The organism is Pseudomonas sp. CK-NBRI-02 (assembly GCF_008124495.1).
Taxonomy (GTDB): Bacteria; Pseudomonadota; Gammaproteobacteria; order Pseudomonadales; family Pseudomonadaceae; genus Aquipseudomonas; species Aquipseudomonas guariconensis.
Genome location: NZ_VSJH01000036.1, coordinates 102,198 through 128,555, shown reverse-complemented (window position 1 = coordinate 128,555; position 26,358 = coordinate 102,198). Strand labels below are relative to the sequence as shown.

The 26,358-nt window shown below is 60.8% G+C and carries 32 protein-coding genes and 1 pseudogene; 4 read left to right on the top strand and 29 right to left on the bottom strand.

The annotated features are described in order from the left end of the window. Positions 1-66: 66 nt before the first annotated feature. Positions 67-993, top strand: a complete 927-nt coding sequence (gene finR / locus DQ397_RS20735; RefSeq protein ID WP_043208745.1) for a LysR family transcriptional regulator FinR — start codon at positions 67-69, stop codon at positions 991-993. On the opposite strand, the gene DQ397_RS20730 is transcribed toward finR, so the two are convergent. The 3 genes from DQ397_RS20730 to DQ397_RS20720 form a co-directional block, all read right to left on the bottom strand. After that, complete coding sequence (locus DQ397_RS20730; protein ID WP_043208747.1) at positions 994-1,356, bottom strand: diacylglycerol kinase; 363 nt, start codon at positions 1,354-1,356, stop codon at positions 994-996. Positions 1,357-1,431: 75 nt separating this feature from the next. Further along, entirely contained in the window at positions 1,432-2,082 is a 651-nt protein-coding gene (erdR, locus tag DQ397_RS20725) for a response regulator transcription factor ErdR (protein WP_043208748.1), read from the bottom strand. A 255-nt stretch (positions 2,083-2,337) separates the two neighbouring features. Continuing rightward, on the bottom strand, positions 2,338-3,048 hold the full coding sequence (locus DQ397_RS20720) for a tRNA-uridine aminocarboxypropyltransferase (protein ID WP_070572311.1): 711 nt from the start codon (positions 3,046-3,048) through the stop codon (positions 2,338-2,340). A gap of 222 nt (positions 3,049-3,270) precedes the next feature. Here DQ397_RS20720 and DQ397_RS20715 point away from each other — a divergent pair, with 222 nt between their 5' ends. Then, entirely contained in the window at positions 3,271-3,693 is a 423-nt protein-coding gene (locus tag DQ397_RS20715) for a quorum-sensing-regulated virulence factor family protein (RefSeq protein WP_043208752.1), read from the top strand. A gap of 1 nt (position 3,694) precedes the next feature. On the opposite strand, the gene DQ397_RS20710 is transcribed toward DQ397_RS20715, so the two are convergent. Further along, on the bottom strand, positions 3,695-3,901 hold the full coding sequence (locus DQ397_RS20710) for a hypothetical protein (RefSeq protein WP_043208754.1): 207 nt from the start codon (positions 3,899-3,901) through the stop codon (positions 3,695-3,697). A 379-nt stretch (positions 3,902-4,280) separates the two neighbouring features. On the opposite strand from DQ397_RS20710, the gene DQ397_RS20705 reads away from it, so the two are divergent. Then, positions 4,281-5,399: an LOG family protein gene (locus DQ397_RS20705; protein WP_043208756.1), complete on the top strand. Its 1,119-nt coding sequence runs from the start codon at positions 4,281-4,283 to the stop codon at positions 5,397-5,399. Positions 5,400-5,426: 27 nt separating this feature from the next. Here DQ397_RS20705 and recX read toward each other — a convergent pair whose 3' ends face one another. From recX to DQ397_RS20580, 25 genes and pseudogenes are all read right to left on the bottom strand, one after another. After that, positions 5,427-5,894: a recombination regulator RecX gene (gene recX, locus DQ397_RS20700; RefSeq protein WP_043208758.1), complete on the bottom strand. Its 468-nt coding sequence runs from the start codon at positions 5,892-5,894 to the stop codon at positions 5,427-5,429. 7 nt (positions 5,895-5,901) lie between these two features. Further along, complete coding sequence (recA, locus tag DQ397_RS20695) at positions 5,902-6,969, bottom strand: recombinase RecA (protein WP_043208760.1); 1,068 nt, start codon at positions 6,967-6,969, stop codon at positions 5,902-5,904. A gap of 106 nt (positions 6,970-7,075) precedes the next feature. After that, positions 7,076-7,558 carry a CinA family protein gene (locus DQ397_RS20690; protein WP_043208761.1) on the bottom strand — a complete coding sequence of 161 codons (483 nt, stop codon included), beginning with the start codon at positions 7,556-7,558 and terminating at the stop codon, positions 7,076-7,078. Between the two features lie 59 nt (positions 7,559-7,617). Next, the gene (locus DQ397_RS20685; protein ID WP_043208905.1) at positions 7,618-8,115 is read right to left on the bottom strand and encodes a lysis system i-spanin subunit Rz; all 498 of its coding nucleotides are present in this window, start codon (positions 8,113-8,115) and stop codon (positions 7,618-7,620) included. Next, positions 8,112-8,660, bottom strand: coding sequence for a glycoside hydrolase family 19 protein (locus tag DQ397_RS20680; RefSeq protein WP_043208763.1), 549 nt, complete (start codon positions 8,658-8,660; stop codon positions 8,112-8,114). The genes DQ397_RS20685 and DQ397_RS20680 overlap by 4 nt, the downstream gene beginning before the upstream one ends. A 77-nt stretch (positions 8,661-8,737) precedes the next feature. After that, entirely contained in the window at positions 8,738-9,154 is a 417-nt protein-coding gene (locus DQ397_RS20675) for a hypothetical protein (protein ID WP_148921609.1), read from the bottom strand. Between the two features lie 319 nt (positions 9,155-9,473). Next, complete coding sequence (locus DQ397_RS20670) at positions 9,474-10,016, bottom strand: hypothetical protein (protein WP_148921608.1); 543 nt, start codon at positions 10,014-10,016, stop codon at positions 9,474-9,476. Between the two features lie 437 nt (positions 10,017-10,453). Further along, positions 10,454-10,807, bottom strand: coding sequence for a hypothetical protein (locus tag DQ397_RS24575; protein WP_052352416.1), 354 nt, complete (start codon positions 10,805-10,807; stop codon positions 10,454-10,456). Positions 10,808-10,991: 184 nt separating this feature from the next. Continuing rightward, positions 10,992-12,026 (bottom strand): phage late control D family protein, encoded by a 1,035-nt coding sequence (locus tag DQ397_RS20660; RefSeq protein ID WP_043208765.1) that lies wholly within the window; start codon positions 12,024-12,026, stop codon positions 10,992-10,994. Between the two features lie 53 nt (positions 12,027-12,079). Next, positions 12,080-12,286, bottom strand: coding sequence for a tail protein X (locus DQ397_RS20655; protein WP_043208769.1), 207 nt, complete (start codon positions 12,284-12,286; stop codon positions 12,080-12,082). After that, complete coding sequence (locus tag DQ397_RS20650) at positions 12,261-13,106, bottom strand: phage tail protein (protein WP_043208771.1); 846 nt, start codon at positions 13,104-13,106, stop codon at positions 12,261-12,263. The genes DQ397_RS20655 and DQ397_RS20650 overlap by 26 nt, the downstream gene beginning before the upstream one ends. A gap of 9 nt (positions 13,107-13,115) precedes the next feature. After that, positions 13,116-15,305 carry a hypothetical protein gene (locus DQ397_RS24790; RefSeq protein ID WP_043208773.1) on the bottom strand — a complete coding sequence of 730 codons (2,190 nt, stop codon included), beginning with the start codon at positions 15,303-15,305 and terminating at the stop codon, positions 13,116-13,118. Between the two features lie 125 nt (positions 15,306-15,430). After that, entirely contained in the window at positions 15,431-15,733 is a 303-nt protein-coding gene (locus tag DQ397_RS20640; RefSeq protein ID WP_043208777.1) for a phage tail assembly protein, read from the bottom strand. 12 nt (positions 15,734-15,745) lie between these two features. Next, positions 15,746-16,255: a phage major tail tube protein gene (locus DQ397_RS20635; protein WP_043208778.1), complete on the bottom strand. Its 510-nt coding sequence runs from the start codon at positions 16,253-16,255 to the stop codon at positions 15,746-15,748. 12 nt (positions 16,256-16,267) lie between these two features. Beyond that, on the bottom strand, positions 16,268-17,434 hold the full coding sequence (locus DQ397_RS20630) for a phage tail sheath family protein (protein WP_043208780.1): 1,167 nt from the start codon (positions 17,432-17,434) through the stop codon (positions 16,268-16,270). Positions 17,435-17,520: 86 nt separating this feature from the next. After that, positions 17,521-18,111 carry a tail fiber assembly protein gene (locus DQ397_RS20625; RefSeq protein ID WP_043208782.1) on the bottom strand — a complete coding sequence of 197 codons (591 nt, stop codon included), beginning with the start codon at positions 18,109-18,111 and terminating at the stop codon, positions 17,521-17,523. Positions 18,112-18,121: 10 nt separating this feature from the next. Continuing rightward, positions 18,122-19,204 carry a phage tail protein gene (locus DQ397_RS20620; RefSeq protein WP_148921619.1) on the bottom strand — a complete coding sequence of 361 codons (1,083 nt, stop codon included), beginning with the start codon at positions 19,202-19,204 and terminating at the stop codon, positions 18,122-18,124. A 423-nt stretch (positions 19,205-19,627) separates the two neighbouring features. Then, a pseudogene (locus DQ397_RS20615) lies at positions 19,628-20,737 on the bottom strand (phage tail protein); the annotation flags it as partial. Further along, entirely contained in the window at positions 20,730-21,338 is a 609-nt protein-coding gene (locus tag DQ397_RS20610; RefSeq protein WP_043208784.1) for a phage tail protein I, read from the bottom strand. The pseudogene DQ397_RS20615 and the gene DQ397_RS20610, both read right to left, overlap by 8 nt. A gap of 1 nt (position 21,339) precedes the next feature. Next, on the bottom strand, positions 21,340-22,221 hold the full coding sequence (locus DQ397_RS20605) for a baseplate J/gp47 family protein (RefSeq protein ID WP_043208786.1): 882 nt from the start codon (positions 22,219-22,221) through the stop codon (positions 21,340-21,342). After that, on the bottom strand, positions 22,218-22,544 hold the full coding sequence (locus tag DQ397_RS20600; RefSeq protein WP_043208788.1) for a GPW/gp25 family protein: 327 nt from the start codon (positions 22,542-22,544) through the stop codon (positions 22,218-22,220). The genes DQ397_RS20605 and DQ397_RS20600 overlap by 4 nt, the downstream gene beginning before the upstream one ends. A gap of 165 nt (positions 22,545-22,709) precedes the next feature. Then, entirely contained in the window at positions 22,710-23,267 is a 558-nt protein-coding gene (locus DQ397_RS20595) for a phage baseplate assembly protein V (protein ID WP_043208791.1), read from the bottom strand. Continuing rightward, the gene (locus tag DQ397_RS20590; protein WP_043208792.1) at positions 23,264-23,761 is read right to left on the bottom strand and encodes a hypothetical protein; all 498 of its coding nucleotides are present in this window, start codon (positions 23,759-23,761) and stop codon (positions 23,264-23,266) included. The genes DQ397_RS20595 and DQ397_RS20590 overlap by 4 nt, the downstream gene beginning before the upstream one ends. Before the next feature lie 11 nt (positions 23,762-23,772). Next, entirely contained in the window at positions 23,773-24,111 is a 339-nt protein-coding gene (locus DQ397_RS20585) for a phage holin family protein (RefSeq protein WP_043208794.1), read from the bottom strand. A 463-nt stretch (positions 24,112-24,574) separates the two neighbouring features. After that, positions 24,575-25,321: an XRE family transcriptional regulator gene (locus tag DQ397_RS20580; RefSeq protein ID WP_043208797.1), complete on the bottom strand. Its 747-nt coding sequence runs from the start codon at positions 25,319-25,321 to the stop codon at positions 24,575-24,577. A 139-nt stretch (positions 25,322-25,460) separates the two neighbouring features. Here DQ397_RS20580 and DQ397_RS20575 point away from each other — a divergent pair, with 139 nt between their 5' ends. Then, the gene (locus DQ397_RS20575) at positions 25,461-26,357 is read left to right on the top strand and encodes a LysR substrate-binding domain-containing protein (protein WP_043208800.1); all 897 of its coding nucleotides are present in this window, start codon (positions 25,461-25,463) and stop codon (positions 26,355-26,357) included. The last annotated feature ends 1 nt before the right edge of the window (position 26,358 follow it).

Sequence of the window (26,358 nt, the reverse complement as noted above, 5' to 3'; positions counted from 1 at the left end):
ATTTTAGGGGCAGCGACAATATCTGTTAAATGGATTATCAAGATATGTCTTATCGGTTATATAGATATGCGATTCACGCTTCGTCAGCTACAAGTCTTTGTCGCCGTCGCCCAGCACCAAAGCGTGTCCCGGGCCGCGAGCCTGTTGGCGTTGTCGCAATCGGCCGCCAGCACCTCGATCACTGAACTGGAGCGGCAATCGAGCTGCCAGTTATTCGACCGCGCGGGTAAACGGCTGAGCCTCAATGCCTTGGGCCATCAATTGCTGCCCCAGGCCGTTGCCCTGCTCGACCAGGCCAAGGAGATCGAGGACCTGCTCAATGGCAAGTCCGGCTTCGGATCGCTCTCGGTCGGTGCCACCTTGACCATCGGCAACTACTTGGCAACCCTGCTGATCGGCAGCTTCATGCAGGGTCACCCGGAGAGTCAGGTCAAACTCCATGTGCAGAACACCGTACATATCGTGCAGCAGGTCGCGCACTATGAAATTGACCTGGGTCTAATCGAAGGCGACTGCAACCACCCGGATCTGGAAGTGCAGCCCTGGGTGGAAGATGAACTGGTGGTGTTCTGCGCGCCTCAGCATCCCTTGGCCAAGGTGGGCCGGGCAGATGTGGAGACCTTGTCCCACGAGGCGTGGATTCTTCGCGAGCAAGGCTCGGGGACGCGGCTGACGTTCGACCAAGCCATGCGTCATCACCGCGCCAACCTGAACATCCGCCTGGAGCTGGAACACACCGAGGCGATCAAACGCGCCGTTGAGTCCGGCTTGGGCATCGGCTGCATCTCGCGCCTGGCCCTGCGCGACGCGTTCCGGCGTGGCAGCCTGGTGGCGGTGGAAACGCCGGAACTGGACTTGTCGCGGCAGTTCTATTTCATCTGGCACAAGCAGAAATACCAGACCTCGGCCATGCGCGAATTCCTGGAGCTGTGCCGTAACTTCACCGCCGGCGTCAGCCGCAGTGACGAGATCGTCCTGCCGCCGATTGCCTGATCAGAGCAGGATTACACCCCACACCAGCGCCACCATGGTCATCGCGACCAGTTGCGCGGCGCTGCCCATGTCCTTGGCATTCTTGGACAAGGGGTGGCGCTCCAGGGAGATACGGTCGATGGCCGCCTCAACCGCAGAATTGAGCAACTCGACGATCAACCCCAGCAAGCATACGGCGATAAGGATCGCACGCTCCACACGGGTGACGGGCAGCCAGAAGGCCAACGGAATCAGTACGACGTTGGCCAGCACCAGCTGGCGGAACGCCGCCTCGCCCTTGAAAGCGGTACGCAGGCCGTCCAACGAATAGCCGGCGGCGTTGAAGATACGTTTAAGGCCGGTCTGGCCCTTGAATGGCGACATGGACGGTTACTTCACCGATTAAAGGGCCAGCAGATTAGTCCAACCCGGGTCAAAAAAGCGTGAATATACGGGAACTTAGTTAGCCGAAACCGATTCGAGTTGTTGCAGCAGCAACGCTGCCTGAGTACGGGTACGCACCCCCAGCTTGCGGAAGATTGCCGTCACGTGAGCCTTGATGGTCGCCTCCGACACGCTCAATTCGTAGGCGATCTGCTTGTTCAGCAAACCTTCACAGACCATGGTCAGCACCCGGAACTGCTGCGGCGTCAGACTGGCCAGACCTTCGCTCGCAGCCTTGGCCTCGGCCGAGACATCGACCTTCTCGAACGCCTGTGGCGGCCACCACACGTCACCATCGAGCACCTTCTGCACTGCATCCTGGATGACGTCCAGGTTGCTCGACTTGGGGATGAAACCGCTGGCACCGAACTCGCGAGACTTGACCACCACGGCCGCCTCTTCCTGCGCCGAGACCATGACCACTGGAATCTGCGGGTACTGCCCACGCAGCAGGACCAAGCCGGAGAAACCATAGGCGCCGGGCATGTTCAGGTCCAACAGGACCAGATCCCAGTCGGCCTTCTCGGACAGGCGGGTTTCCAGCTCGGCGATGCTCGCCACCTCGACCAGACGTACATCCGGCCCCAGGCCGAGGGTAACGGCCTGGCGCAGGGCGCTACGAAACAGTGGGTGGTCATCGGCAATCAGGATTTCGTATGTGGCCATCGATCTAAGGATCCTGTTCTGTGCCAGGCGCGAGGGGTGGAGGAATGCCTGGCGAGCAACTCAAGGCGCAAACGGCAGGGCCGCCGGCCGCAATGGCACGGCGAAGTCCGGGATAACAGCATCTTCGTCGTGCCCGAATCGGCGCCAAGAATGCCGAGCACGGTCCGGGTGGTCAAGCCAATTGCCCGGTCGTCCCCGCCTCCTTGACTGCCAGCCTCGTCATTATGAACCAATCCACCGCGCCTGCCCCTTGGACTATAGGAAGGTATGCAACCGCCGATGCGCGTCGTCGTCCAGATCCAGCGGCAAGTGCCGCTTGGCACTCAAATAATGCAGGCTGAACACATCCAGGTAGGCGTCCAGTGCCTCGCTGGCGCGTTGGTCACCGGCCAATTCCAAGCACATTGCCGCAACCTCGGCGGTACAGAAATGGTCATCACGTTTGGAACGGCGCAGCTTGTAACGCGACATCTGCTCGGCCTGCAGGCTCAGAACTGGGAAGCGGTCCAGATAAGGGCTCTTGCGAAACATCTTGCGGGCTTCGGTCCAGGTGGCGTCGAGCAGAATGAACAACGGGCGTTTACCCGGCTCGCGCACCACCTCGCTGACAACCCGCTCTGGCGCGACGAACTCACCGGGGAAGACGATGTAGGGCTGCCATTTGGGGTCGTCGAGCAATGCGAGCAGGCGCGGGTCGACGTCGGTACGGAGCCAGCCAAAGGCCGAGGTGTCCTCTACCAGATCAGCGATCAGCCAGCCAGTATTGGTCGGCTTGAGTGGCTCTGTATCATGCATCACCAGACACATGCCGGCGTCGGCGGTGACCTTGGGCTTAAAGGCACACAGGCAGTGGCTGGCGATCACGCGGCAATCCGGACAACGCACCGCGCGCGAACCACGGGCGATGAAGGGCTTGTTGCTGCGGGCCAGGCGTTCGGCGCGCAGGCGTGCTACGGCGTGGCTCATGGCTGCACGCCTCGCAGAAGGAAGGAAACAGGCACGGTTGCAACTCGGCGGGAAACAAGCCGCCAGTCTACCAGAGGCGTTGTCATTTGCCGTGCAGGTGGACGGACGCCTCCTTTATAATCGCGATTTTGGCGACCTGGGATATCCCACAGGCGGGTGGTTTCATGGAACGCCGCTCGCTGGCGCAGGTCAAAGTGCCAGTCATCGAACCAGGAGAGATTCATGCTGCGTCTTACCATCCCGACCTTGAGCCTGCTGCTCGCACTGCCACTGGCGGCCCAGGCGGCCTCCAAGCAGGAATACGAGCTGAACCAGATGCTGCAGAAGGTCGCCAAGGAAAGCAGCGTCGGCACCCCGCGTGCCATCAACGAAGATATCCTCGACCAAGGCTATACCGTCGAGAAAGGCCGGGCGTTGGTCAACCACCTGAGCGTACGCGAGAGCCACGCCGAGCGGATGCGCGCCAACCCGGAACAGGTTCGCAGCCAGCTGGGCGACAGCGTGTGCCGCAACAATGGCTATCGTCAGCTGATGTCCAAGGGCGCGGTCCTGGTCTATCGGTTTTCGGTCTACAAGACCAACCAGCCGATCATGGACCAAGCCTTCGACGCCTCCAGCTGCGTGGCGGGTAACAAGAAGAAGTAACTCAGGCAACCCTGTCGTTGTTACTGGCGCGCCGCTGTTCTTCATCGGCGCGCAACTCCGCCAGCAGAGCCTGTAGATAACGCGAGTGCCGCTCTGCGACTTCCAACCTGCGCAAGCACTCGGCTTCCAGGCTCACGTGATGGGCCTGGGCAGCCCGCTCCAGCAGCAGATATAGCTGCCTATCCACCTCGATGATCAACCGATGCATACCGCGACCTCCTGCATCGAGACGTTGCGTTTCCAGTTAACCAGAGCTGCGTTACAGCTGGCCCCCTCCCGACGAGCGGGAAAACTGCTCTGTTATCGGACATCGCACTGTCTTGAATCGGCACGATCTAACGCTTGGGTCTAGATTGATAGCAAATACCCGCGCATTTCCGGCACCCGAGGAGACTGCCCAGGCGCGGCGCTCTTGCACTGCGATAACAACAATGTGATGGACATTTGTCACTGCATCATGGCCTTGAAGGCCCACTGCAATGCTCGGGTTGCATACTCGAGCAACGGCAGCCAGCGACACACGCAGTGTCGCGGCCGGGATACCCCATCGTCCCGGTCAGAGGTTCTGCTGCAGAAGGAGACGTTGAATGCCTTACCAACCGAACGAACTCTTGTTCAATCATTTCAGGGACAACGGCATCGACCTGAGCAAGATTGATGAACAGCTGCAACTGGTCGCGCCCAACAGCCCCAACCTGCCGCTGTACCGCGACATGATGCTGACCATCCTGCGCATGGCCCACGACGACACCAACCGCTGGAACGCCAAGATCACGCTGCAGGCCCTGCGCGAACTCGACCATTCCTTCCGCACCCTGGAACGCTACAAGGGACGGCGGAAGGTCACCGTTTTCGGCTCGGCGCGTACGCCATTGGAACACCCCATGTATGCGCTTGCCCGTGAACTGGGCGCCACCCTGGCACGCTCCGACCTGATGGTCATTACCGGTGCCGGCGGAGGTATCATGGCCGCAGCCCATGAAGGCGCCGGCACCGGGCACAGCCTGGGATTCAACATCACCTTGCCTTTCGAGCAACATGCCAATGCCACAGTGGATGGCACTGACCAGTTACTGCCCTTCCATTTCTTCTTCATTCGCAAACTGTTCTTCGTCAAGGAAGCCGATGCCCTGGTGCTCTGCCCAGGTGGATTCGGCACTCTGGATGAAGCTCTCGAGGTACTCACCTTGATCCAGACAGGCAAAAGCCCTCTGGTGCCAGTGGTACTGCTGGACTCACCAGGCGGAACCTTCTGGCGCGACGCGCTGGCGTTCATCAGCAAGCAACTGGAGGAAAACCGCTACATTCTGCCCAGCGACATGAAGCTGGTGCGCCTGGTCCACAGCGCCGACGAAGCGGTGGAGGAGATCAACCAGTTCTACAGCAACTACCACTCCAGCCGCTGGTTGAAGAACCAGTTCGTGATTCGCATGCATCATCCCTTGAGCGATGCAGCGCTCTACGACATCCAGGAAGGATTCGCCGATCTACGCCTGAGCGGCAAGTACCATCAACAACCAGACAGCGGCCTCGAGCACGAGATAGGCAACTTCAACCACCTGACCCGATTGACCTTTGCCTTCAATGGCCGTGATCAGGGCCGCCTACGCGAACTGGTGGACTTCATCAATCTGCCGGAAAACTGGGCCAAGCCCCAGCCCATGCACACCACACAGCGAGCAAGGGAAGCCTTGAAGGTCGATTGAGAAAGGGGACAGCGGGAAACTGAAGAATCAGTCGTCAAGATTGCGGCCGCTGAGCAGGCGGCCGATCAGTTCCATGGGGAATCCACGGTAGGCAAGAAATCGGGTCTGCTGGGCACGGCTTCGGGGATCATGGGGACGTTGCCCGGCGAACTTGCGTTGCCAGACTTCCTGCAGCCGGGCCGCCCAGTCCACTCCGCTTTCACGCAGAGCCTGGTCGATGTCACCACGGTTCAGGCCGCGTTGCCCTAACTCTTCGCGAATACGCGCTGGGCCGTAGCCGGCATTGGAACGATAGGAAATGAAGCTTTCGAGGTAGCGTGCCTCACTGAGGAGCCCCTCTTCGGCAAGCCGATCGAGCGCAGGCTCGATCAACTCATCCGGTGCGCCGCGCTGACGCAGCTTACGTGTCAGCTCGACACGACCATGCTCGCGGCGTGCGAGCAGGTCCATGGCTGTCCGCCGAACGGCGACGGGGTTGTCGAGTACGACGGACATGGGCCAATCAATAACCGGCGTCGGCGTCAGCCATGTCGTCGGCATCGGCTTCAGCAGCGGCGGCCTTGCCAGCAGCGGCGACGGCACCTGCGTTGAGCAGTTTTTCGCGGATTTGTTTCTCGATCTCCGCCCCTACAGCTGGGTTGTCTTGCAGGAACTTGGCAGCGTTGGCCTTGCCCTGACCGATCTTGTTGCCTTGGTAGCTGTACCAGGCACCGGATTTTTCCACCAGGCCTTGGGATACACCCAGGTCGATGATCTCACCGTTGCGGTAGATACCCTTGCCATAGAGGATCTGGAACTCGGCCTGGCGGAACGGCGGCGAGACCTTGTTCTTGACGATCTTGACGCGGGTCTCGCTACCCACCACCTCGTCGCCTTCCTTGACAGCGCCGGTACGACGGATGTCCAGACGCACGGAGGCGTAGAACTTCAATGCGTTACCACCGGTGGTGGTTTCCGGGCTACCGAACATCACACCGATCTTCATACGGATCTGGTTGATGAAGATGACCAGGCAGTTGGCGTTCTTGATGTTACCGGTGATCTTGCGCAGCGCTTGGGACATCAGGCGAGCCTGCAGACCCACGTGCATGTCACCCATTTCGCCTTCGATTTCGGCCTTCGGGACCAGCGCGGCCACGGAGTCGACAATGATCACGTCAACGGCGTTGGAACGCACCAGCATGTCGGTGATTTCCAGGGCTTGCTCGCCGGTGTCTGGCTGGGAGACCAACAGGTCATCGACATTGACGCCCAGCTTGCCGGCGTACTCGGGATCAAGGGCGTGCTCGGCATCGACGAAGGCGCAGGTGGCGCCGTTTTTCTGGGCTTCGGCGATAACCGACAGGGTCAGTGTGGTCTTACCCGAGGATTCCGGACCGTAGATTTCAACGATACGGCCTTTAGGCAAGCCGCCGATGCCCAGGGCGATGTCCAGACCCAGGGAGCCAGTGGAAATGGCCGGGATGGCCTGACGCTCGTGGTCGCCCATGCGCATGACCGCGCCCTTGCCGAATTGGCGTTCGATCTGACCCAGGGCAGCAGCCAAGGCGCGCTTCTTGTTGTCGTCCATTGAAATCCTCACGTGTTCGACGGGCGGCCCTGCGGCCGGGAATAACTGTATAAGTAGCCAGTATTATTCCACAGGGATTCGCTTTGGCAAACCCCCGTCGGGTGATTTACTCCGCACCAAGCTGTAACAAGCCGTCTAAGGCGGTGATCACCGTCTGTCGGCGCACCGCTTCGCGGTCGCCGTCGAAGTGCCGGCGCTCGCTGATCACATGGTTGCCATCGGCCCATGCCAGCCACACGGTACCCACCGGTTTGGCAGGTGAACCGCCATCGGGCCCGGCCACACCACTGACCGCCACGGCAAAACGCGCCCCGCTGGCAGCTTGAGCGCCACGGACCATGGCCTCGACCACTTCCTGGCTCACCGCGCCCACCTGGCCGAACAACACTTCAGGGACACCCAGCTGGCGGGTCTTCTGGGTATTGGAATAAGTCACGTAACCGGCCTCGAACCACGCCGAGCTGCCGGGAATGCGGGTGATGGCCTCGGCGATGCCGCCACCGGTGCAGGACTCGGCAGTGCTCACCTGCGCATTGAGGCGCCGCAAGTGCTCACCAAGACGGGTAGAAAGAACGGTGATCGGGTCCATGGCTGGGCTCCTTGAAAACTGCGCTCTACCCTACCACCCTCGCTTGGCCAGGCAAGCGCTCAGCGCGCCAATGCCCGAATGTAATCCTGGCAGGCGCGCAGGGCGATCAGTCCCCGGTCTCCGGTGTCGGTGATGGCGATAATGCGTCGAGCATCCGCTGGGTCAAGTCGGGCGCGTACGGGGCCATGATCCACGCCGCTGGCGCTGGAGGGGGCAGGCACTGCGGGGCAGTTGGCGCCCTGTTCGACCAAGACTGACAACCGCAGGTCAGCAGTAGCCAGGCGGTCACGCAGGCGAGCTTGAGTCTGTTGGGCATGGGCGAGCTCCTGGAAATGTCGTGTTTCACTGCCTTGCAGGCGTTGTTCGAGTTGCTGGCGTCCCTCGCGCTCGGCGAGCAGCGCTCGCGCTGCTTCCTCTGCACGCGCCTGGGCCTCATGGGCTTGAGCCTCGGCCTGCTGCGCGAACAGCCGGCCGTAGCGCCAGGCCTGGACCTGCCAGGTCAATGCCGAAGACAACAGCACGAGCACCAGACACAGCCCCAGCCATAGGCGGCTCAACACAGCACCTCCCGCGCCCGTGCCCACAAGGCCAGACGATCTTCCAGCCCATTGAGCCCACCATTGATGTGACGGGTGATGCGATTGAACTCACCCCGGTCCGCCAGCGCATTGAGCCCGCGTGAATGCCAGAACCACGCCGCCGATTCACAGGCCCAGCGGGGTTGTTCAAGCATCTGCGGCTGCGCCAGCAGGCGTTCGTCACCAAACAGCGCCCGACTGCAGGCCTGATAGTTATTGCGACCGGTCACCTGGATCAGGCCACGGCCGCGATAGAGCTGACCATCACCATCAGCCTCGGGGGTATTGCCTAGTCGCTGGGCCAGGCTGCCCGTGTCATAACGCGAGAGGTAACGATCATTGCCCAGCTCCTTGAGGTAGCGCAGTTGGCCAGATTCATGGCCGACCTGGGCGAGAAACGCTGCGACGCGTTTGGGATTGTCGATTTCCCAGCGCGGCAGGGTGGTGTTCAGGGCTGGCAAAAACACGTCCGCGACAGGGCGGGCATTGGGGAAGATCGCGAGTAGTTGGTCTTCCGTAAGCATGGATATCTCCTTGATCACGCAGGATTCGGACACAAAAAAGCCCGGTGCGAACCCGGGCTTTATCGAGCCGATCGACATTATTTAAAAAGTGCCCGACGATGTTTCCAGGCGACTCTAAGTGCCACGAAAAATGGCGCAAAAGATACAAGCGCCAAAAGCACGACATTTCGCCAGATCGACTCATTGTTCCACTCGATTATTTGTCGATTGAAATCATCATCGAAAACAACCAGCCCTTCTTGAGTCGCCAGTTCACGTAGTACAATATCTGGCTCGCCGACTTCCACGGTCAGAAGTACCTTAGAACCAATCCGTAAGCCTGTCTGCTGGTAGATCGCCTGGTTGACATACACTGCCTTGACGTGTTTTGCCCCGTTCAACCTGAAAGTGATCCCCAGTGTTACGATAGCCGGATCATGCTCCCAAGATGAGGCATGGCCGTTAACACGCCCCTCTAAGTTCACAAGCCTAGTTACATCAACCGGTGCATACACTCGCAGCTGCGAGTAGTAGAGCGCAGCAAAAGACCAAAGTCCTACCGCAATAATAAAAAGATTGAAAACCTGTTATCTTGGGAGCATAGACGTTCATCAACATTGCCTATACACACTCCGTGAAGACTGCGGACTTCCATGAGTTGACATCGACTTACCAACAGGGAGACGGAGAGAGCGACAAATCATGGGCGCTAAATAAAGCCACCCAACCTCCCCACTCACCCAATGGAGATTTTATATATCGGCTTGCCCCATAACTATCACCTCCTGCCGCACGAAACTCCACCAGACCCAAGAGCTGGTCAGCTAACTTGCATTATTGAAAAAGCGTCCTGCGACTTCTCCAAGCAATTCGAAGTGCCACGAACAAAGGGAGTACTGCCACTAATATCAACAGACCGGCATTCCGCCAGACCGATTCATTGTTGCGCTCGATGATCCGCCGATGTAACTCATCATTGAACACAACACGTCCCTCTTGAGTTGTTAGCTCCCGCACCTCACTGTCTTGCCCCGAGGGCTCTACAGCCAAATGCACCCGGCTACCTACTTGTAACCCCGATTGCTGGTAGACCGATAAGTCAGCATACACAGGCTTAATATATTTTTTACCATGCACACTGTAAGCAACACCAAACTGGACCACGGTTCGGTCATATGCCCAACTTTGTCCCTCACCATGGATCCGGCCCTCTACAAAAAGCAGACGGGTCAAAACAGGTAATGTATATGTCCGCAGCGTACTGTAATACAGTGCAGCGGACGCCAGCAGCACGATTGCAACCAGCAAGACATTAAAAATCTGTAGTTTAGGCGAGACCGCTTTAAGCAGTTCGCGAAACAAAATAATTGAAGACACTTTATGAGAATACCGACTTCTAAATTACCGAGAGGCCGCGGGACTGACTATTTCAATAGGACCAATATCGATTCGCCAATCAGGAAATTCGGAAAGGGGATAAATAATTGGAGGTGGATAGCCTCTGTCTTCATCACCTACCCAAAGCCCCCAGTAGCGTTCAGGCTTACCTTCCACCAAGACAATGGATCTCGCCGAACGGCCCTCTCTACTCACTTCAGCACGGGCCGCAAAATGGATACCAAGGTGCGCGAGAGATACCCGTTTAAAATTTGGCGCCACCCAATAACTAGGGAAGCTCTCCTTCAGGCTCGCTCGAAGGTAGTTTTCCCACAACGTCTTAGTGAAGGCCACATGCAACAATTTCGCGGCATCTGACATGACGATGCTTACCATACTCGTCCCCACACCAATCGCAACGAAGGGTAGAGATATTTTTACCGCCCCAGCCAGCAAATCAAGCTACCCACAATCCCAGCCACATTCCCAACAATACTGAGAACATCACCGGGATTAACATTACCATGCCTCCGGTATTGAGCCGTTATCTTGAGGAATACTGTCGTTGCTGCAAACGTATTCATCTTGATATTCAGAAATGGCGTAAATCCAGCCGTCAACCTAACAATCGAAGTCACATTGGCCACCGCAGCCCCCGTCTGCGCGCTCTGGTTCACCAAGGCGAAGCCCGTCTTATCACTATTGTACTGATCAACCAACGACGCTCCTGCCGCCGCCGCGCCGACCGGTTTGTCGACATAACCCAAGATAATTTCAATCGTCCTAGCCATGCGGTACTACACCTCGGTCAACGTTTGAACGTCGAGGAGCAGCCGATTGGGCTATACAGTTTTTCGCAACTTACTGTTCCACTCATTACCAGATCCCCGTCATCCTCTGTATTGGACGACGGACAATAAAGGGGCATTGAAAACCAAGGCGCGGGGAAATACGCCCCCTGCACTTATCTACTCGCTACTGACTCATCACGCCGGTTCGCTTGGACATTCCTCCTTTTGCCTTTGCTTTCCCCCCATTACCGCCATTGCATTGCACGGTGGTACGCCAGCCCGACAGGGTGAACACCTGCTCGACCGATTCGACCAGATAGTCCCCGTCCAGGCCATGAAGAAACCCTTGCAGATTGATACGTCGCTCGGCGAAGAGGTCGGTACGCCCTGGCATGTCCAGGCGCACGCTGGCGGTGTCGCGATTGAAGCTGGCCAGGCGGGCCCTGGCCGCTTGTTCAGCGGCAGCGCGGTTGGGGTAGAGATGGCGATCGGTGTACACAGGTTGCAGGCCGTCCGGCGCATCGCCATTGGCGAGCTCGACCGTCTTGAGTTCACCGCTGGCAGGATCTTGGTGGCGGGCGCGTACCGCTTTGTGCGTGGTTTTATCGCCCAGGCGAAACTGCCACTGGCTGACATCGGCGCGGGCAATGCTTACCACACCGAGGGCCTTGCCGCTGGCGCTCTGCCCTCCCTGGCGCGGCAGTACCAACAGCTGGCCATTGGCAAGCTTTGCAGTGCAGTCGTGCAGCCGTGCCAGGCGGGTGATGAAATTGAAATCGGACTCGCTGTACTGATCGACCCGCGGCACGTGCAGCGTCACGGGGCACACCGCCTGCCAGCCATTGCGGGCAGCGATATCGGCAACGATGCGCTGCAGGGTGACCTGCTCCCAACTGCCGCTGCGTATAGTCTTGCCGCTGCCACGCAGGTCGCTGGCCTTGCCTCGGATCACCAGGGTATCCGGCGGGCCGGTCAGCTCGATCTCATCGACGGTGTAGCGCCCCAGCAGGTTCAATGTCTGTCCGGCATAGCCCAGGTGCACCTCGAGCACGGCGCCCCGGGACGGCAGTGCGACAGCGCCGTCACGGGCATCGATGCGCAACTCGAACTCGTCCGACTCAAGGGCAGGCTTGTCCGTGGTGCGCAGTGAGAGCAGGCGGTCGTTGATCAGCAGGGTAACGTCGTGTCCGTCGGCGGTAATGCGAAATTGCGGTTGCATGTCAGGCTCCTTGGAAGGAACCGTTGCCCGGCCCGGTCGAAACCGGCCACGCATCAGTCCCACAGTTGCAGGGTGTCGCTCGCCACCGCGGGCAGCTCCGGCAGTCGAATCCTCACGCCTGCGCGAAACGGCTGAGGCTCATCCGCCAGTCCTTGGTTGGCATCCAGCACCGCCTCGACGGAGCCCACAAGGTGCCCGTAGTAGTGCTGGCAGAGCGTGTCGAGCAGATCGCCCTCAGAGGTTGCGCAGGTCTTGGCCATAGCTCACGAACTCCAGTGAAAACCCTTGTTTGCGCGGAATGCCGCCAGCCAACAGTTGGCTCTGCTCCTCTTCGATGCTGGTCAGGCACCAAGTGCCGAGCACCTCGCCGTAGCCCGTGGTCAAGGACAGGGGCAACAGTTGACGGCCGATGCTGCGCAGCGCCTGCAACTGGCCGATACCGCCCTTGAAGCCGGGGTAGATGGCCCCGCGGATGTAGATGTGCTCCTCGCCCAGGCTGACAGCCTGTTGCGCGTTGTCGCGGCTCAGGCGCTCTTGCCCGACCCAGCGATAGCGCGTCTGGCGACGCAACTGATCGAAGGCAGCGGTATCGAGGTTGAAGTAATAGGGCGCAGCGCCTGGCTTCAACGGTTGCAGAACCAACAGGTGGGGGAACGGCTTGACCGCTTCGGCGGCGGGCGTTCCCTCGGGCGCGAAGCCCAGAGTCGACAGCACGCCCTCCACCGTCGAACTCACCGCCCCGACGACACGACGGATTGCCGCGCCGGCTTTGGCCGCATGGCCGGCAAAACTGTCGATGCGCTCCCGTACCTGCCGCACCATTGCCACCGCCTGGTCATATTTGGCCACGACCTTGGCCACCTGATCCTGGGCCCGGTTGATCGCGCCCAGGGTGCGCTGGAGTTTGGCCCCAATGATCGGGCCAACCACCGGCAACGCCTCCAGGTCGGAGACGGCGCCCTGGATATGATCGATCGCCTCGGCCATCGGATCGAGCATGGCATCGGCACGCCGACGCCCTGCCTCTCCCGCCTTGACCAGGGCGTGCAGCGTGGCTTGCAGCTGCTCCAGATAGGTCATGGATAGTCCTCAAAGTGCGATATGTGGGGTATCTGCCAATTGCGCCGAGCGGGCTTGGCGCATCAGCTCTTCCAGCTGACGCCGGGCGATCATCTCCAGTTGCTGGAGGACCGAAGGATCATCCAGGCTGTTGTTGAAAGTGACCGGCATGTTGGATGTGAAGGTGAATTGCTGGTTGATGGTGGTAGGAGGAGTCGGTTGCGTCGGCGACGCAGCGGGTGATGCGGGCAACGTTGGCGGCGCAGAGGCAGTATCCAGTACTCGCGCCGCCTCGCTCACGGCAGGTTTGCCAGCCGCTTCGTCCTTGTTCGAGGCCAGCGTCCTGCCCAGCCAGCCACCGATACCCTCTCCACCCATGCTGCCCAACACGCCTCCGATCAAGCCGCCGATCGCGGTCCCGATCACCGGTACTACCGAACCGATAGCCGCACCGGCGGCTGCACCGGCAAGGCCACCACCCAGACCACCGACAGCGCTGCCATAGCCTTCGAGCTTCTGCTCCTGGGTGGCGTCGCTGTTGAAGGTTTCGGCAAGTTGCAGGCCGGTGTCGAGCAACGCAACGCCTGGCACTCGTCTGAACGCCCGTCGGGCCAAGGAAGCGCCGGCACTGCCAGGACTGGCCTTGCCTGCAAGGCCGGTGAACGCGGTGCTGCCTAGGGCGAAAGCAGGCTTCTGGGCAGCCCTTTGCAGGAGGACTGTAGAAGCAGGCTCCTGCGCCTCGGAAAACGCAGGCTCGGGCGCTGCTTCATCCACTTCCTCTTCTTCCTCGCTTTCATCCGACGCCCATTCATCAACGACTTGGTGTGCATGGCCCGAGGCTGAACGGCTTATGGCACTACCGGGGGCTGTTATGGCGGACGGATCGTTGGCAGCCGGCGTGCCGGAGAACACCCCATGTACCGTCTTGCCGAGGAAGCCGCCGATGCCTTCGCCGATCAATTCGCCGATCTCACCGCCGTACTGCTGGATCCGCTTGTTCTTGGTCAGGCCTCCCAACAGCTGCGTGCCGAGGTTCCCCATCGCACCGCCAAGCGCGGATCCGACTGCTTCAGCTTGGTCTTCGCCGCTGTCCTCAAGCAGGGCCAAGCCCAAGTTACCGATCAGCTTGGCGCCAGCTTTGCCAGCGCTCTCCCGCAGACCGCCAGCGAGTCTATTGCGCCGCTTACGTGGCAGACGCGAGTAAGCTTTATGGGCTTTGCGTCCGGCCATCGCGACCGCTGCGGTACCAACGAGGGCACCGCCTATGACCAATCCCCTGTTGATGCCTTCCCGGCTGCTTGTCTGCGGCCCCTGAGAAAACGCCCCTTGTTCCGCGGGTTGCTGCGATAAGGCCGGTGACGCCTGCACTGCGCTGTCGTCAGGCATCTCGTTGGCGCCCGCCGTGTCAGAAAACCAGCCTTGGAATGTCTTGCCGATAAAGCCGCCGACACCCTCGCCTATCAGCTCACCGATCTCACCGCCATGCATTTGGATCTGCTTGTTCTTGGTCAAGCCACCCAGTAGTTGCGCGCCCATGTTTCCGAGCGCACCGCCGAGAGCTGCACCCACCGCCTCGGCCTGGTCCTGGCCACTGTCCTCCAACGTCGCCAACCCCAGTTTGCTGACCAGCTTGGCGCCCGCCTTGCCAGCGCTCTGCCGAACGCCACGGGTGATCTCACGGCGCCTTTTAAGTGATTGGCGCTTATACATCCTGTGCGCAGCACGCCCAAGCGCAGCAGCGGCAACGCCTGCGCCGACGGTGGCCGTGCCGATCATGCCGGCCTTGACTACCGTCAGACCACTGTTCGCCGACTCCAGAGGGATGAATCCCTGTTCCGAGCTACGCGGCTCAGGCGAATCACTGCCCATAGGCCGCTGTACAGGCTTCATCACGACGCTCTGGCGCGGCGCCTGCGTGGAGCCAATCTCGCTTGCAGACAGGCAAAGCTTGCGCAGGCGCTCGATCTCATCGGCCAGGCGCCGCACCTGGTCGACCTGCGCCTTCAAGGCCCATGTCTGATCGCTGGCCAGCCGTCTTTGGGCCTGTGCCGTCTTGTCGACCTCCAACCCCAGACGGCTGATCTCGCTGATGTACGGCTCGACTTGCATGCCCTCAAGCGGCATGCGCAAGCGTTCGAATTGAGCGCGCAACGTATTGAAGGTACTGCCCAGTGCCCGATCGCTGGTGACGCCGACGGTGAGCACCGATGTGTTCTCCATAGGTTCCTCCTGATCACTCCGCCAGCCACCAGACCATGTCGCTGTACGACATGGTCATGATTTCGCTCGCGGAAAAGTTCAGCTCCTTGGCCAGCCGCCGGGCGGCGGCCTTCTGCCGGGCAGGGTCAAAGCTCGTCGTCCTGCACCAGGCGAAAGTAGCCGCTCTGAAGGCGGCTGTAGTCCTTCAGGGCCAGGCCTTCCAGATCCTTGACACCGACTTCGGCGAGGGAGGCGAACAAGTTCAGTTCGCGCTGCTCGTCGTCATGGGCGCCGCCTGCCTGGGCGTTACGGATGTCGCGCACCGTCGGGGCGCGCATCGACAGGCTGTCGACCTGCACGCCATTGGCCTCACTGGGGCGCGAAAGCCGCACGGTCACGCGGTCGGCACTGAGGGTCAGCCATTGCGGAAGCTTTTTCGCTTGAGCCATCGTCAGGCCTCCTTACAAGCCAAGGGCCGCGCGCTGGGCGGCCAGTTGATCGACACCGTTGATCACGCGCTTCATGCCCAGGGCGTCGATCTCGTAGACCGGGCGGCCATCGACTTCGAGCTTGTAGAAGGTCACGGCGATGCTGTGCTTGATCTCGGCTTTTTCAGCGGATTTCCAATCGCCCATCTCGACCTCCTTGAGCGCACCACGCAGAGTGACGACCACTGGGGTGATCTTGCCCTTCAGGCCCTTGAAGGCCCCGCGGAAAGTACCGTTGAAGGCGCTGGCATCGGCCAGGCCGAAGAACTTCAGCGCCTCGCGACGCACGCCGGTGGTGCTGAAGGCCGCTTCGAGTTTTTCCATGCCCAGGTCCATCTCGACCGGCATGTCCATGCCGCCTGGGCGGTGCTCCTCCATTTTCAGGGTGAGCTTGGGCAAGGTCAGGCTGGGGACATCGCCCTGGAAGCTGACGCCATCGACGAACAGGTTCAGGTTGGCCAGGGTTTCGGGAATCATTGCCATGTAATGCGCTCCTTAAGCAGCGGAATCGAGAACTTCGGTCAGCCACTGGTTGGTGACTTCGACGCGGAAGTTGGGGTTTTCGGCGGGCGGGACGTCGGTGAAGCGGATGTTCCAATACACCTTGCCCTGCTCCAGCTGGCTGGCGGTGTTCAGCTCGGGGTCGGCATAGACCTCGAAGTTGATGATCGCGCCTTGGTTCTTCAGGTCGCGCATGAAGGCCTGCAGGCCTTCGGTGACGTCCTTGACGTAGGTGGCGGTGATGGCACGATCGACGGCCCATTTGTGGCCGTACAGAATCGCGTCCATGACGATGTCCAGGGTCCGCACGCGGGTGACGAAGGCCCATTTCGGGTCGCTCGACAGCGTACGGTTGCCCCACAGACGGAAGCCGTCGTCGCGGATGATGGTGGCGACGTTGGCGTTGTTCAGCAGGTTGGCGCGGCAGCTGTCGTCGCCATCGAGGAACTCCACCGGGCGACCGGTGCCGGTGATGCCGACGAACTCCTTGTTCGAAGGCGAGGCCCAGAAGCCGTATTCGTTGTCGGTCCAGGCGAACAGGCCGGCGACCCAGGCCGAGCCCGGCGCGTCGACGGTGGCTTCGCTGTCGTTGTCCCAGTAACGCACGCCTGGGTCGACCATGAAGGCCCGCTTGGCGCCAAAGTTGCCGGCGTAGGCGATGGCCGCCTCGTCAGTGGTATTGGGGCCGTCGATGATGGCGATGCCGCGCAGCTTGTCGGCCAATGCCACCAGGGCCGTGCCGACTGCATCGGTGGCGCTGTGCTTGGGCGCCACCAGCAGGCGTGGCTGGGCATTGAAGCGGCTCTTGCCATCGAGCAATGCCTGAAGGCCGGTACGCTTGCCGTCGTTCTGGACAGTGCCGATGATGGCGGCGGTCTGCTCGGCAGCGTCTTCGACCTTGGCCACGCCGCAGGCGACGATCACCGCCTTGGCGCGGGTATAGACGGCGCGGCAGGCCTTGGTGATCGCCGCGTCCTTGCCGAATGCCGCGACCGCTTCGCGCTCGCTGGTGATCAGTACCAAGTCGTTGGCCTTGGCGGTGACACCCGGGCCTTCAGTGAAGGTGTCGACCAAGCCGATGATCGAAGACGACGGCAGCGCGATGCTGCGTGCGCCGGTGTCGACGTTGGTCACGGTGACGCCGTGGAAGAATCCAGTCATAGGTATTTTCTCCATTTAGATAAAGAAAAGGCCTTGCGTGGTGGCAAGGCCTTCAGGGTTGCGGGAGCATGGCGCCGAGGGTTTCATCAGGGCTGCTCGGCGCGAGTTTGGTCAGGGCTCGTCGGCCATTTGAAAGACAAGGGATAACCTGGTTGCTGGCTCACTCGGCTGAGGTCGATCCGATAGCGCTTCCAGGCCAGCAGAGTGGCCTGCTCTTCTTCGGACGCCTCACCGATATCTGCGGCGTCTTCCAGCGGCATGATGCGCACGGCAGCTTCGCTGAGCTTTCTGTCACACAACGCGATCGCTTCAGCCATAGCTTTGTCGTATTGGGCCTCAGCATCCGCGACCCACTGGCTTCCGTTCCAGATATGGAAAGGACCTGGATATGGCAAACGAGTCAATTCAGCCGGCAGAGGTCCTAACGTGAGATGATCGCGAGCCTCGCCGGTAGCAGTCAGATAAACCGTGCCACGGTTGTCTTCGACCAGCTCCCAGGCTTCGAGGAACTGGTTACGTACAATTGCGTAACCAGTACGTTGTTCTGGAAGCGCGTCGGTATAAGCGAAAGCCGGTATGAGCCATTTCCCTTCCTCGAGTGGGCTCGGATCGGCAAATCCGTTACCGATATACTCCAGCGTGTCCGGGTGAACATAGTAGATCGTAGGGGCGTCCATTGTTGCCTCGTCAGTATTTGATGCATGCGAGCAATGCCATGTTGCGCGGGCGCGCTTCGTTGCCGCCGTTCGCGGCAATCGTAACGACGTGCGTGTGATCGCCAGCAGCTGCGGCAGTACCGGAGATCGAATGAGTGTGGGCACCGGCAGCGTGGGTAGGGGCCGTGGTGCCATTGAGCAAATTCGCGGTGGTGAAGTTGGGTGAACCACCACCTACGTCGTTGTTCTGAGCACGAGGTGCAGTGTGGGTGTGCTCACCCGCAGTCAGCGCTGTACCGCTGATGGTGTGCGTATGAGCGCCAGCAGCGGCAGCAGAACCAGTATGGGTGTGGCTGAGGTTCTGCCCGGCTTGTATCGAGCCCAGGACCCGGCTGGGATCCATGCCACGACCATCATCCAGGCCACGGATAAACTCGCCACGCAAATCCGGTACGTTGAAGGTGGTACTACCATCGCCGCCCCCGAATGTCGTACCAATCTGGGCGAACAGGCCGGCATAGGCGACGCGTCCTACTGCTGCACCGTTCGCCTTGATGTAGCCCACCGGGGGTGTCGATCTGGCGACATAGATGATACTGCCAGGAGGTACGCCGTTATCGAGTCTCGCCCAAGCGGTCCACTGGCTTCCATAGAAGCTCCGCGCATAAACCGCATTCCCGCCGTTGTACTGAATCGCCAATTGCGCACGATTCGATGTAGCAGCAACTGCGACATAGAACGTCGTCGTGATGTGCCAGAAATAGGTCGGGTCCGGGGTGTTCGCATGGTTCGAGAGAATTACATGGTCGGCTGCAAGATTGGGGTCCTGGCCCGTGGATCCTTGGGCAAGACCATAGGCTGCATTCAAGGCAGCGGCCAGGCCCGAAATTTCAGCGATGGAATGACCATGCGATGCCTGCGCCGCACCTAAGGTGGCACGAGCCGCTGCGGCATCACCATCATCCAACAACGAACGGATGAACGCCGACAATGGCGTCGTCGCGAACTGGTCGGTGGCCGTGCTGTAGATCAACTGGTTCGCCGACGTGTTAACACCTGCCAACGCCGTCAAGGTCGCATCTAGTGGCTGCTTGCCCGCCAGCGCATTGGTCATGGTGGTGGCAAAGTTCGGGTCGTTGGCCAATGCTCCGGCCAGTTCCTTTAATGTATCGAGTGTCCCGGGTGCCGAATCGACAAGACCCGCAATTGCCCCCTGGACAAAGGCGGTCGTCGCCAGTTGCTGGGTATTTGTGCCCTTCACCGCAGTCGGGGCGGTAGGCGTTCCACGAAAGATCGGTGAATCGGTGAGACTCAGCTCGGCCCACGTCGACCAGTTACCTGAATAACACGAACGGCTGTACACGCGCCCATTGTTGTAGGTGATGTAGAGTTGCGTGCAGATAGTTGCGGAAGCGGCCTGCACCAATAAAGTACCCGCCACCGGCTCCGGGTAATTGAGGATTAGAGTGGCTTGGGCATTGGCTGTCTGTCCGTAAGAACCCGGCTTCGTCACACTGTTAAGATTGGTTCCGCTGGGTAGATTGCTACCGCTGATGCCACCCTCACCCCAACCAAACGCACCCAATAGCTGTCGAGCAAACTGAGTTGTGGCAATGCTCGTATCGTTACTGTTGATCGCCGGCGTGGGTGATTTCGGCGTGCCGCTCAGAGTCGGAGAAGCGAGATCGGCCTTGAGGTCCAGCGCCGTGTCAACTTGAGCCTTGGTGTAAACGTCGGTCAGGCCATAGCCTGCAACCGTGGTGGGGTTGGTAGCCGCTGCCACTCGGCCATATTTGTCCACGGAGACGCTACGATAGGTGCCCGCGAGAATTCCGGTACGGCCAAACGCCATTTCGAAGACCAACGCTGTCACGCCCAGCGAGATCACACCATCGGTGACCAGCTGCCATGCACTGTCACCGTTGACTGTCCCCTGCTCGACATGCACCAGAAGCCCTGGCGTAACCTTGGCGGACGTATTGGCATCTATGCAACGCGTCCAGGCGCCAGTAGCCATTTCATAAAGGCCGTTATCCTTCGCTTGCGCCTGGTTCTTCACCAGTACCCGCGCTCCTGCCACCAGCGTCACACCATCGATGGGTTGAACGCCACTGAGCGAGATATTCGCGGTGGTCGCCGCCTGCACTGAGTGTTTGAAGTCCTGCCTCGCAAGTTCCTCGGTCACCCACTCACGAGTGGCAAGCACCACGCTGGGGTCGATCTTCAACTGCACATTGGCAGCGCTACTGACTACAAGGTTCATGCGCACCACCTGGGTTCGCCCCGAGCCTTGGCTCAACAATGGCTTGAAGGTGGGCGCACAATTGGCCACGGCAATCATGTCGCCGTCTGCGTCGTAAAGTGCGATCTCACGAATCCAACGGCCGCCAACATCTGCCGGAATGACTTGTTCAGCAACAATGATGGCGCTGTTCTTATCATCCACTTTCAGCTGGTTCAGCGGAGCCCGACGCCACTCGTTGATTAACTTGGTCTGACTGGCGCTGGGAGTCGGGTCCGCCCCGTTGGCGTCACCGACTCCCATCTGAGTGATTTTCCATGGGATACCCAAGGCATCCGCATTTGCCTGTTTCGCTGCGCCCACATTGGTGAGAATCGCGTAGAACTGTGAATTCTGGTCAACCATGTGCAATATCCAAGGTATCGATTGTATGTTCACGGCCGCCGCGGCTGATCAGGCCGACGACCTCAAGATCGCGCTCTGCCAGCGGGTAGATGTCCAGTTCATCGCCGTCCTGGCATGCGCAGCCAAAATGGAACTCGCCACGGCTTTCAAGGCTGATGGTCAAGCCGGTCAGGTGGCGGCTGACAGGCCTGGCGTCGTCGATCAATGACGACAGCTGCTCATAGGTGTCTTCGTCGATGCCGGCATCGGACACTCCGATCATCAGGGCAAACGTACCGGGGACCTCCGGCGGCTCGGACTTCCACCATTCCTTGACCTCGATCAGATAACCGAATGGCTCGACCACCCTGCGCAACGCGCCGAGGGTGCCTTTGTGGGCATGGACGAAAAAAGCCGAGCGGATCACCGCACGCTTGATGGTGTCGCTCCAGCCGTCATCCCAGCGGTCTACCGACCAGGTCCAGGCCAGTTGATAAAGCAGGTGTGATGGACAGTTATCCGGGCTATAGAGCAGACGAAGATCGACACTCAGGTCTTCCTCGCCGGCCCGCTCGATGGCCCGTTCCAGAGGTGTTTGATTAAGGGGAAGCAGACTTGGCATGTCAGGCTCCCCGCTTCACATCGATTCCCGTGCACCAAGCCGCCTGGGCTTTGGTCGGGCGCAAATCAATCCATCCGCCCAACTCCACCCGGCTGACACCGTCGATATGCAACTGGGCATCGATGCCGGAACGTGCCACCTCCAGGCCCAAGCGACGACGCGGATTGACCCAGGCATTCAGGCGGCGCTTGCACTCGGCCAGAACGGCCTCAGATTCCGGCCCCTTGTCGGTCATGTAGACCACCGCATCGATGCGATACGGCAGCACCTGTGCACTGCGCACGTTGACCCTATCGGCCACCGGGCGGATGTCGTCGTCGTTGAGATACACCCTGACCTGCTCCAGCAGTTCAGCGCTGGCCACGCCGTCACCCTCAAGGCTCAGCACGGTGACATCTACCACCGCTGGAGACGGACTTTCAGCGGTCGCGTCAGCGACCAGCCCCGAAGCGTTGCGGGCATGCAAGATGTAGCTGTTGCGCGGGCCGGCGGTGGTCAGACCTTCGTAGACCAGTTGCACCCGCTCGCGCAGGGCGTCGTCGGCTTCCAACACCTGCGCCAGCGGTGGAACCGCCTGCAGGTCCTCGGCCTGGACCACCAGGCGCTGGAGATTGACGTTGGCCGCCAGTTGGTCGAGGTCGCTCCCTTGAGCGTAGGCCAGCAGCAGCGCCTTGGCCGCGTCGTTGATACGGGCGCGGTTGAGCAGCTTGCGGTAGGCCCCGACCTCCAGCAGCTTGGTTACCGGATCGCTTTCCAACTGGGCGGTCCAGCCGTCGCCCATCTGGGCGCGGAAGGTCTCCAGGTCGGCTTGGTACAGCGCCTCGTAGTCAAGGTCTTCGAGCAACTGAGGCGCAGGGAGTTTCGACAAGTCCACCTGGCTCATATGCTGACCTCCACCAGGGCGTCATCGCCCAGGTAACGGCCGCTGAGGGCGAGGTTGACCTGGCCGTCGAGCACCGACAGCACACGCACCCGCTCAAGCTTCAGACGCGGCTCCCAACGCCCCAAGGCGCGGGCGACTTCCGCTTGCACGGCGCTCTTCCAGCCGTCGTTGACGGGCAAGTCGACGTAGCGACGCAACTGGCTACCGTACTCGGGGCGCATGCGCCGGCTGCCTTGCGGGGTGGAAAGGATGTCCTCGATGGACTGACGAAGGTGGGCGATGCCGGCCAAAGGTTGGCCGGTGCGGCGGTCCATGCCGATCATGGTGCGCCTCCTGTTGCAAGGTGCGAGGTCCGTTGGTGGAATCGCATTTAAGAGTCTCTCCTGGTTAAGGCCTGCACCTGTTCGCGGCTAAACCCGCGATACAGACGCCACGGAGCAGGAAACCTGCTTGTCAGCGCCGGCATTTCCGATGCAGGGGGGCCTCAATCAATGCTTGTGGTTAGCGGTGTTGCCAGCGGTGTCGATGATCCTGCCGCCGCCGTTGATGTCGCCGCTGACGGTCAGCGGCCCGTTGATGGCGACCTGGCCGGTCAGGGTGATAGCCGTGGCGTCGAGCTCGATGGCACCCTCGCTGACGCGTAGGGTGCTGGCGCCTACCTTGATGCTGGCGTTGCCGGCAGGCAGGTGGATGTCGTAGCGCTTGGCCTGCCAGTCATAGGCGAGCGAGCCGCCGTCCTCGAACCGCCACACCTCCACATGGTCGCGGTTGTCCGGCGCGCTGCCGGCATTGCCGTAAAGACCCGGCACGAAAGTGCCCTGGGCCGGCTCACCGCTGGGGCTGATCAACACGCCCTGCTCGCCCAGGCTCGGTGCCCGCCAGTGACGTGCCTTACCGGCGGCCAGGCAATGCCAGCGCAACCAGGCACTGGTCCAGGCTCCATCGGATACCCGCACCCGAGCTGCGGCCAGGTCTACCGCAACAACGCGGCAAGGGATGACCAGGCTGGCCAGCATCCGGTCATGCATCGCGCTGGCGTAGCTCATGGGATGTCCTCTGCAGCGATATAGCGGTGCTCGTTGCCCGACCCGGTGTCCGGGTCGATGCCCAACATCAGCATGCCGGGCGGCTGATCAGGCCAGTGCCACTGGGGCTCGCCCAACAGCACCGGCTGCTCCCAACGGACAATCCAGTGGCCACCCTCGAACTGCGCCAGCGCATTGCGGCTGGCCTCGACAAAATCCAGGCCCCAATACTGCTGGCGCAGCAGGTCCATCAGTTGTGCGGCCAGCAGGCTTCCCTGCAGGCGTGCATCGGGGTCGCCGAGGTCGGGGGTGATATCCGCCTCGAAGGTGGTGACCAGCACCGAGCGCCCATCCCGTGGCGCGGCGTCCGCGGTCATGCGCACGATGCCATGGCGCAGCGACGGCAGGACGGTGCTGCTCTCGACATCAGAAGCGATATCGACTGACGCAAGTTCAGGAATCGCCTCACGAATCGTTGCGGTCAGGGCCGCATGCAAAGTGGCCAGTTCGCTCATTGCAATGCCTCCTATCGCTCATCGGCCTGGGGCACATCACGCAACCCCAGGCGTTTGGCCGCCCAGCGCTCGTAGAGCCCGATAGCTACGTCGGCGCCTGCCATGGCAGTCATGCAGCCAAAGGCGCTGGCGCTCCAGATCGACATGCCGCTGGCGTACAGCAGCATCACCGTCGAGACCCCGCAGACCATGCAAGCCCCGGATCGCAACGCCAGCCGGCGCACCAGCGCCCATCCTCGCGCGCCAGCCTTGTCGGCACGCCACATCTCACCGCTCAGGCCGCCCAGCAATGCCAGGACGATCACCAGCCAGAGCGGTATCTCCAGCAACGTCTGTTGCTCGTTCGTCACTGTCCTGCCTCCTGTATGAATGCCCGCCGGTGCTACCGGCGGGACGGTTGTGTATGAACTCGGCATTCCAAAAAGCCCGGGCTGCCAGGCTTTTCAGTAATGCGTTGTCGAACCGCCGGCCACATCTGGTGACGCCTGGCGGTTCCGCTTCGAATTGGTGTCTCCGACCGCGGCCACCTGCCCGCCGGATAACTGTTCGTGGTGCTTTACGCTGCACACCCGGGCCAGTTGCCAACCCTCTGAACAGTCGAGGCCTGTTCATCGCTGCCTGTGTAACAACCGGTGTCGACCGGCTTGAGACACAGATTATGCACTTATGCATATTCAGTCAATGCATAAATTCATATTTCTAACGAATAAAATTTGCTGAAATGCATGAAGGCTATGCACGACGTGGCTTGTAGGGATTTTCTGCGGACGAAAAAAAACCCGCCGAAGCGGGTTTTCTTGAAAAGGAGATGCCTCAGCGAGCGTACATGCCCCACCAGAACACATGGCCCAACAGGCTGATCTGCTCTTCCTGCATCTGCTGGAAGCTGTAGTCCTCGTCAGGGTGTTCATCGCGATTGAAGCTGCGCAAACGAATACCGGTGGGCAGACGGTAGACCTGTTTCACACGTAACTGGCCATTGTGGTTGATGGCGTAGAGGTCACCATCGATGATGTCGCCGATCGCGCATTTGCCGGTGTTGACTCCGACCGTCGCGCCATCACGCAGTACCGGCAACATACTGTTGCCGCGCACGGTCACACACTTGGCCTGGTCGAACTGGACGCCATTGTGGCGCAGGCTGCGCTTGCCGAAGCGCAGGCGGGCCTTCTCGCTTTCCTCGATGACGAATCTTCCTGATCCTGCTGCCAATTCAACCTCTCGAAGAAAAGGAACGGATACCTCGTCATCCTCGACGGGGGTTTCGTCGTCCCACAGGCTGATGTCGCTCAGGTCCGCATGGCCATGGGCCGGCTGCGCCGCCTCGCGGGACTCGCCCAGCTCGACGCGCCCGCGCAGTTGGTCGGTACTGACGCCGAAGTACTCGGCGATCTTCGACACATGCTTGTCGGACGGGTCGACGATCTTCTCGCTGAGGATGCGCGACAACGTGGATTGGGGAACGCCCGTGCGCCGGTGCAGCTCCGTCGGTGACAGGCCGTGGCGGTCGAGCAGTGCTTTGAGTACGGTGGCTACGTTGCGTTTTTGCATACCGTGCATAATGGATGTGCCGCAGCGCAAATGCAATCCGTGCGCGTGCTTTCTCTTATACCCATCGCCCGACCGTGGGGATTTCCTTGTACTCTCATGAGCCCTACACCGCGGGAAGACTCCCCGCGATAGCGAGGTCAAGACAACAATGATCGGCTTTACCTTTCGCCAGCTCGAGTACTTCGTCGCCACCGCCGAACAGGGCAGCGTCAGCGCCGCGGCGCGAGCCAAGCACATCTCCCAGCCCTCGGTGTCGCTGGCGATCTCGCAGCTCGAGGCCATCCTGGGCGAAAAACTGTTCCTGCGTCAGGCCAGCCGGGGCCTGGAGCTGAGCCCGGCGGGGCGGCAACTACTGGAGCAGGCACGCGAGATCCTGGCCATGGCGGCCGGCATACGCAGTGCGGGGGATGAGCCACAAGTGCTGCGCGGCAATCTCAGCCTGATCTGCTTCCAAGACCTGGGCCCGTGGTACGCGCCGCGCCTGCTCAGTGGCTTTCGCCAGCGCCACCCGGAAGTCGCCATGACTTTGTTCGAAACCGACCTTGCCGGGGTCAACCGGCGCTTGAACGAGGGCAAGGCAGAATTGGCGCTGACTTATGACGTGGGCCTGGACCCACAGATCGAGCGCCGAGTTCTGGCACAGGTGGCGCCGTATGCCCTGTTGCCGGCGGACCATCCCTTGGCCCGCCAGGAGCAGGTATCGTTGGCCGACCTGGCCGAGGAGTGCCTGATCCTCGAAGACATCGCGCGAACCCGCGAGTACTTCCTCTCGCTGTTCTGGGCCCACGACCTGCAGCCACGCGCCCAGCAACTGACCCAGACCTTCGAGATGCAGCGCGGGCTGGTCGCCCATGGCTATGGCGTGGCGCTCTCATGCACACGGCCTGCGGGCGACCAGAGCTACGATGGCCGGCCACTGGCGTGCCGGCCTCTGCGTGAAGCCGTCAGCCCGCAGTCGGTGGTACTGGCGCAATCGAGCGCCATGCGCCCCTCCCCTGCGGCCCAGGCATTCCTGCGCTGGGCCAGCGAGCTGTTTTCCGTCTGAC

What these genes read in the sequence shown, in the direction of transcription:
- finR (WP_043208745.1), top strand. Translation starts at nt 67, where the DNA reads ATGCGATTCACGCTTCGTCAGCTACAAGTCTTTGTCGCCGTCGCCCAG.
- DQ397_RS20730 (WP_043208747.1), bottom strand. Translation starts at nt 1,356, where the DNA reads ATGTCGCCATTCAAGGGCCAGACCGGCCTTAAACGTATCTTCAACGCC.
- erdR (WP_043208748.1), bottom strand. Translation starts at nt 2,082, where the DNA reads ATGGCCACATACGAAATCCTGATTGCCGATGACCACCCACTGTTTCGT.
- DQ397_RS20720 (WP_070572311.1), bottom strand. Translation starts at nt 3,048, where the DNA reads ATGAGCCACGCCGTAGCACGCCTGCGCGCCGAACGCCTGGCCCGCAGC.
- DQ397_RS20715 (WP_043208752.1), top strand. Translation starts at nt 3,271, where the DNA reads ATGCTGCGTCTTACCATCCCGACCTTGAGCCTGCTGCTCGCACTGCCA.
- DQ397_RS20710 (WP_043208754.1), bottom strand. Translation starts at nt 3,901, where the DNA reads ATGCATCGGTTGATCATCGAGGTGGATAGGCAGCTATATCTGCTGCTG.
- DQ397_RS20705 (WP_043208756.1), top strand. Translation starts at nt 4,281, where the DNA reads ATGCCTTACCAACCGAACGAACTCTTGTTCAATCATTTCAGGGACAAC.
- recX (WP_043208758.1), bottom strand. Translation starts at nt 5,894, where the DNA reads ATGTCCGTCGTACTCGACAACCCCGTCGCCGTTCGGCGGACAGCCATG.
- recA (WP_043208760.1), bottom strand. Translation starts at nt 6,969, where the DNA reads ATGGACGACAACAAGAAGCGCGCCTTGGCTGCTGCCCTGGGTCAGATC.
- DQ397_RS20690 (WP_043208761.1), bottom strand. Translation starts at nt 7,558, where the DNA reads ATGGACCCGATCACCGTTCTTTCTACCCGTCTTGGTGAGCACTTGCGG.
- DQ397_RS20680 (WP_043208763.1), bottom strand. Translation starts at nt 8,660, where the DNA reads ATGCTTACGGAAGACCAACTACTCGCGATCTTCCCCAATGCCCGCCCT.
- DQ397_RS24575 (WP_052352416.1), bottom strand. Translation starts at nt 10,807, where the DNA reads ATGGCTAGGACGATTGAAATTATCTTGGGTTATGTCGACAAACCGGTC.
- DQ397_RS20660 (WP_043208765.1), bottom strand. Translation starts at nt 12,026, where the DNA reads ATGCAACCGCAATTTCGCATTACCGCCGACGGACACGACGTTACCCTG.
- DQ397_RS20655 (WP_043208769.1), bottom strand. Translation starts at nt 12,286, where the DNA reads ATGGCCAAGACCTGCGCAACCTCTGAGGGCGATCTGCTCGACACGCTC.
- DQ397_RS20650 (WP_043208771.1), bottom strand. Translation starts at nt 13,106, where the DNA reads ATGACCTATCTGGAGCAGCTGCAAGCCACGCTGCACGCCCTGGTCAAG.
- DQ397_RS24790 (WP_043208773.1), bottom strand. Translation starts at nt 15,305, where the DNA reads ATGGAGAACACATCGGTGCTCACCGTCGGCGTCACCAGCGATCGGGCA.
- DQ397_RS20640 (WP_043208777.1), bottom strand. Translation starts at nt 15,733, where the DNA reads ATGGCTCAAGCGAAAAAGCTTCCGCAATGGCTGACCCTCAGTGCCGAC.
- DQ397_RS20635 (WP_043208778.1), bottom strand. Translation starts at nt 16,255, where the DNA reads ATGGCAATGATTCCCGAAACCCTGGCCAACCTGAACCTGTTCGTCGAT.
- DQ397_RS20630 (WP_043208780.1), bottom strand. Translation starts at nt 17,434, where the DNA reads ATGACTGGATTCTTCCACGGCGTCACCGTGACCAACGTCGACACCGGC.
- DQ397_RS20625 (WP_043208782.1), bottom strand. Translation starts at nt 18,111, where the DNA reads ATGGACGCCCCTACGATCTACTATGTTCACCCGGACACGCTGGAGTAT.
- DQ397_RS20620 (WP_148921619.1), bottom strand. Translation starts at nt 19,204, where the DNA reads ATGACCAATGCGCTGGCGGGCAAGCAGCCACTAGATGCGACCTTGACG.
- DQ397_RS20610 (WP_043208784.1), bottom strand. Translation starts at nt 21,338, where the DNA reads ATGCCAAGTCTGCTTCCCCTTAATCAAACACCTCTGGAACGGGCCATC.
- DQ397_RS20605 (WP_043208786.1), bottom strand. Translation starts at nt 22,221, where the DNA reads ATGAGCCAGGTGGACTTGTCGAAACTCCCTGCGCCTCAGTTGCTCGAA.
- DQ397_RS20600 (WP_043208788.1), bottom strand. Translation starts at nt 22,544, where the DNA reads ATGATCGGCATGGACCGCCGCACCGGCCAACCTTTGGCCGGCATCGCC.
- DQ397_RS20595 (WP_043208791.1), bottom strand. Translation starts at nt 23,267, where the DNA reads ATGAGCTACGCCAGCGCGATGCATGACCGGATGCTGGCCAGCCTGGTC.
- DQ397_RS20590 (WP_043208792.1), bottom strand. Translation starts at nt 23,761, where the DNA reads ATGAGCGAACTGGCCACTTTGCATGCGGCCCTGACCGCAACGATTCGT.
- DQ397_RS20580 (WP_043208797.1), bottom strand. Translation starts at nt 25,321, where the DNA reads ATGCACGGTATGCAAAAACGCAACGTAGCCACCGTACTCAAAGCACTG.
- DQ397_RS20575 (WP_043208800.1), top strand. Translation starts at nt 25,461, where the DNA reads ATGATCGGCTTTACCTTTCGCCAGCTCGAGTACTTCGTCGCCACCGCC.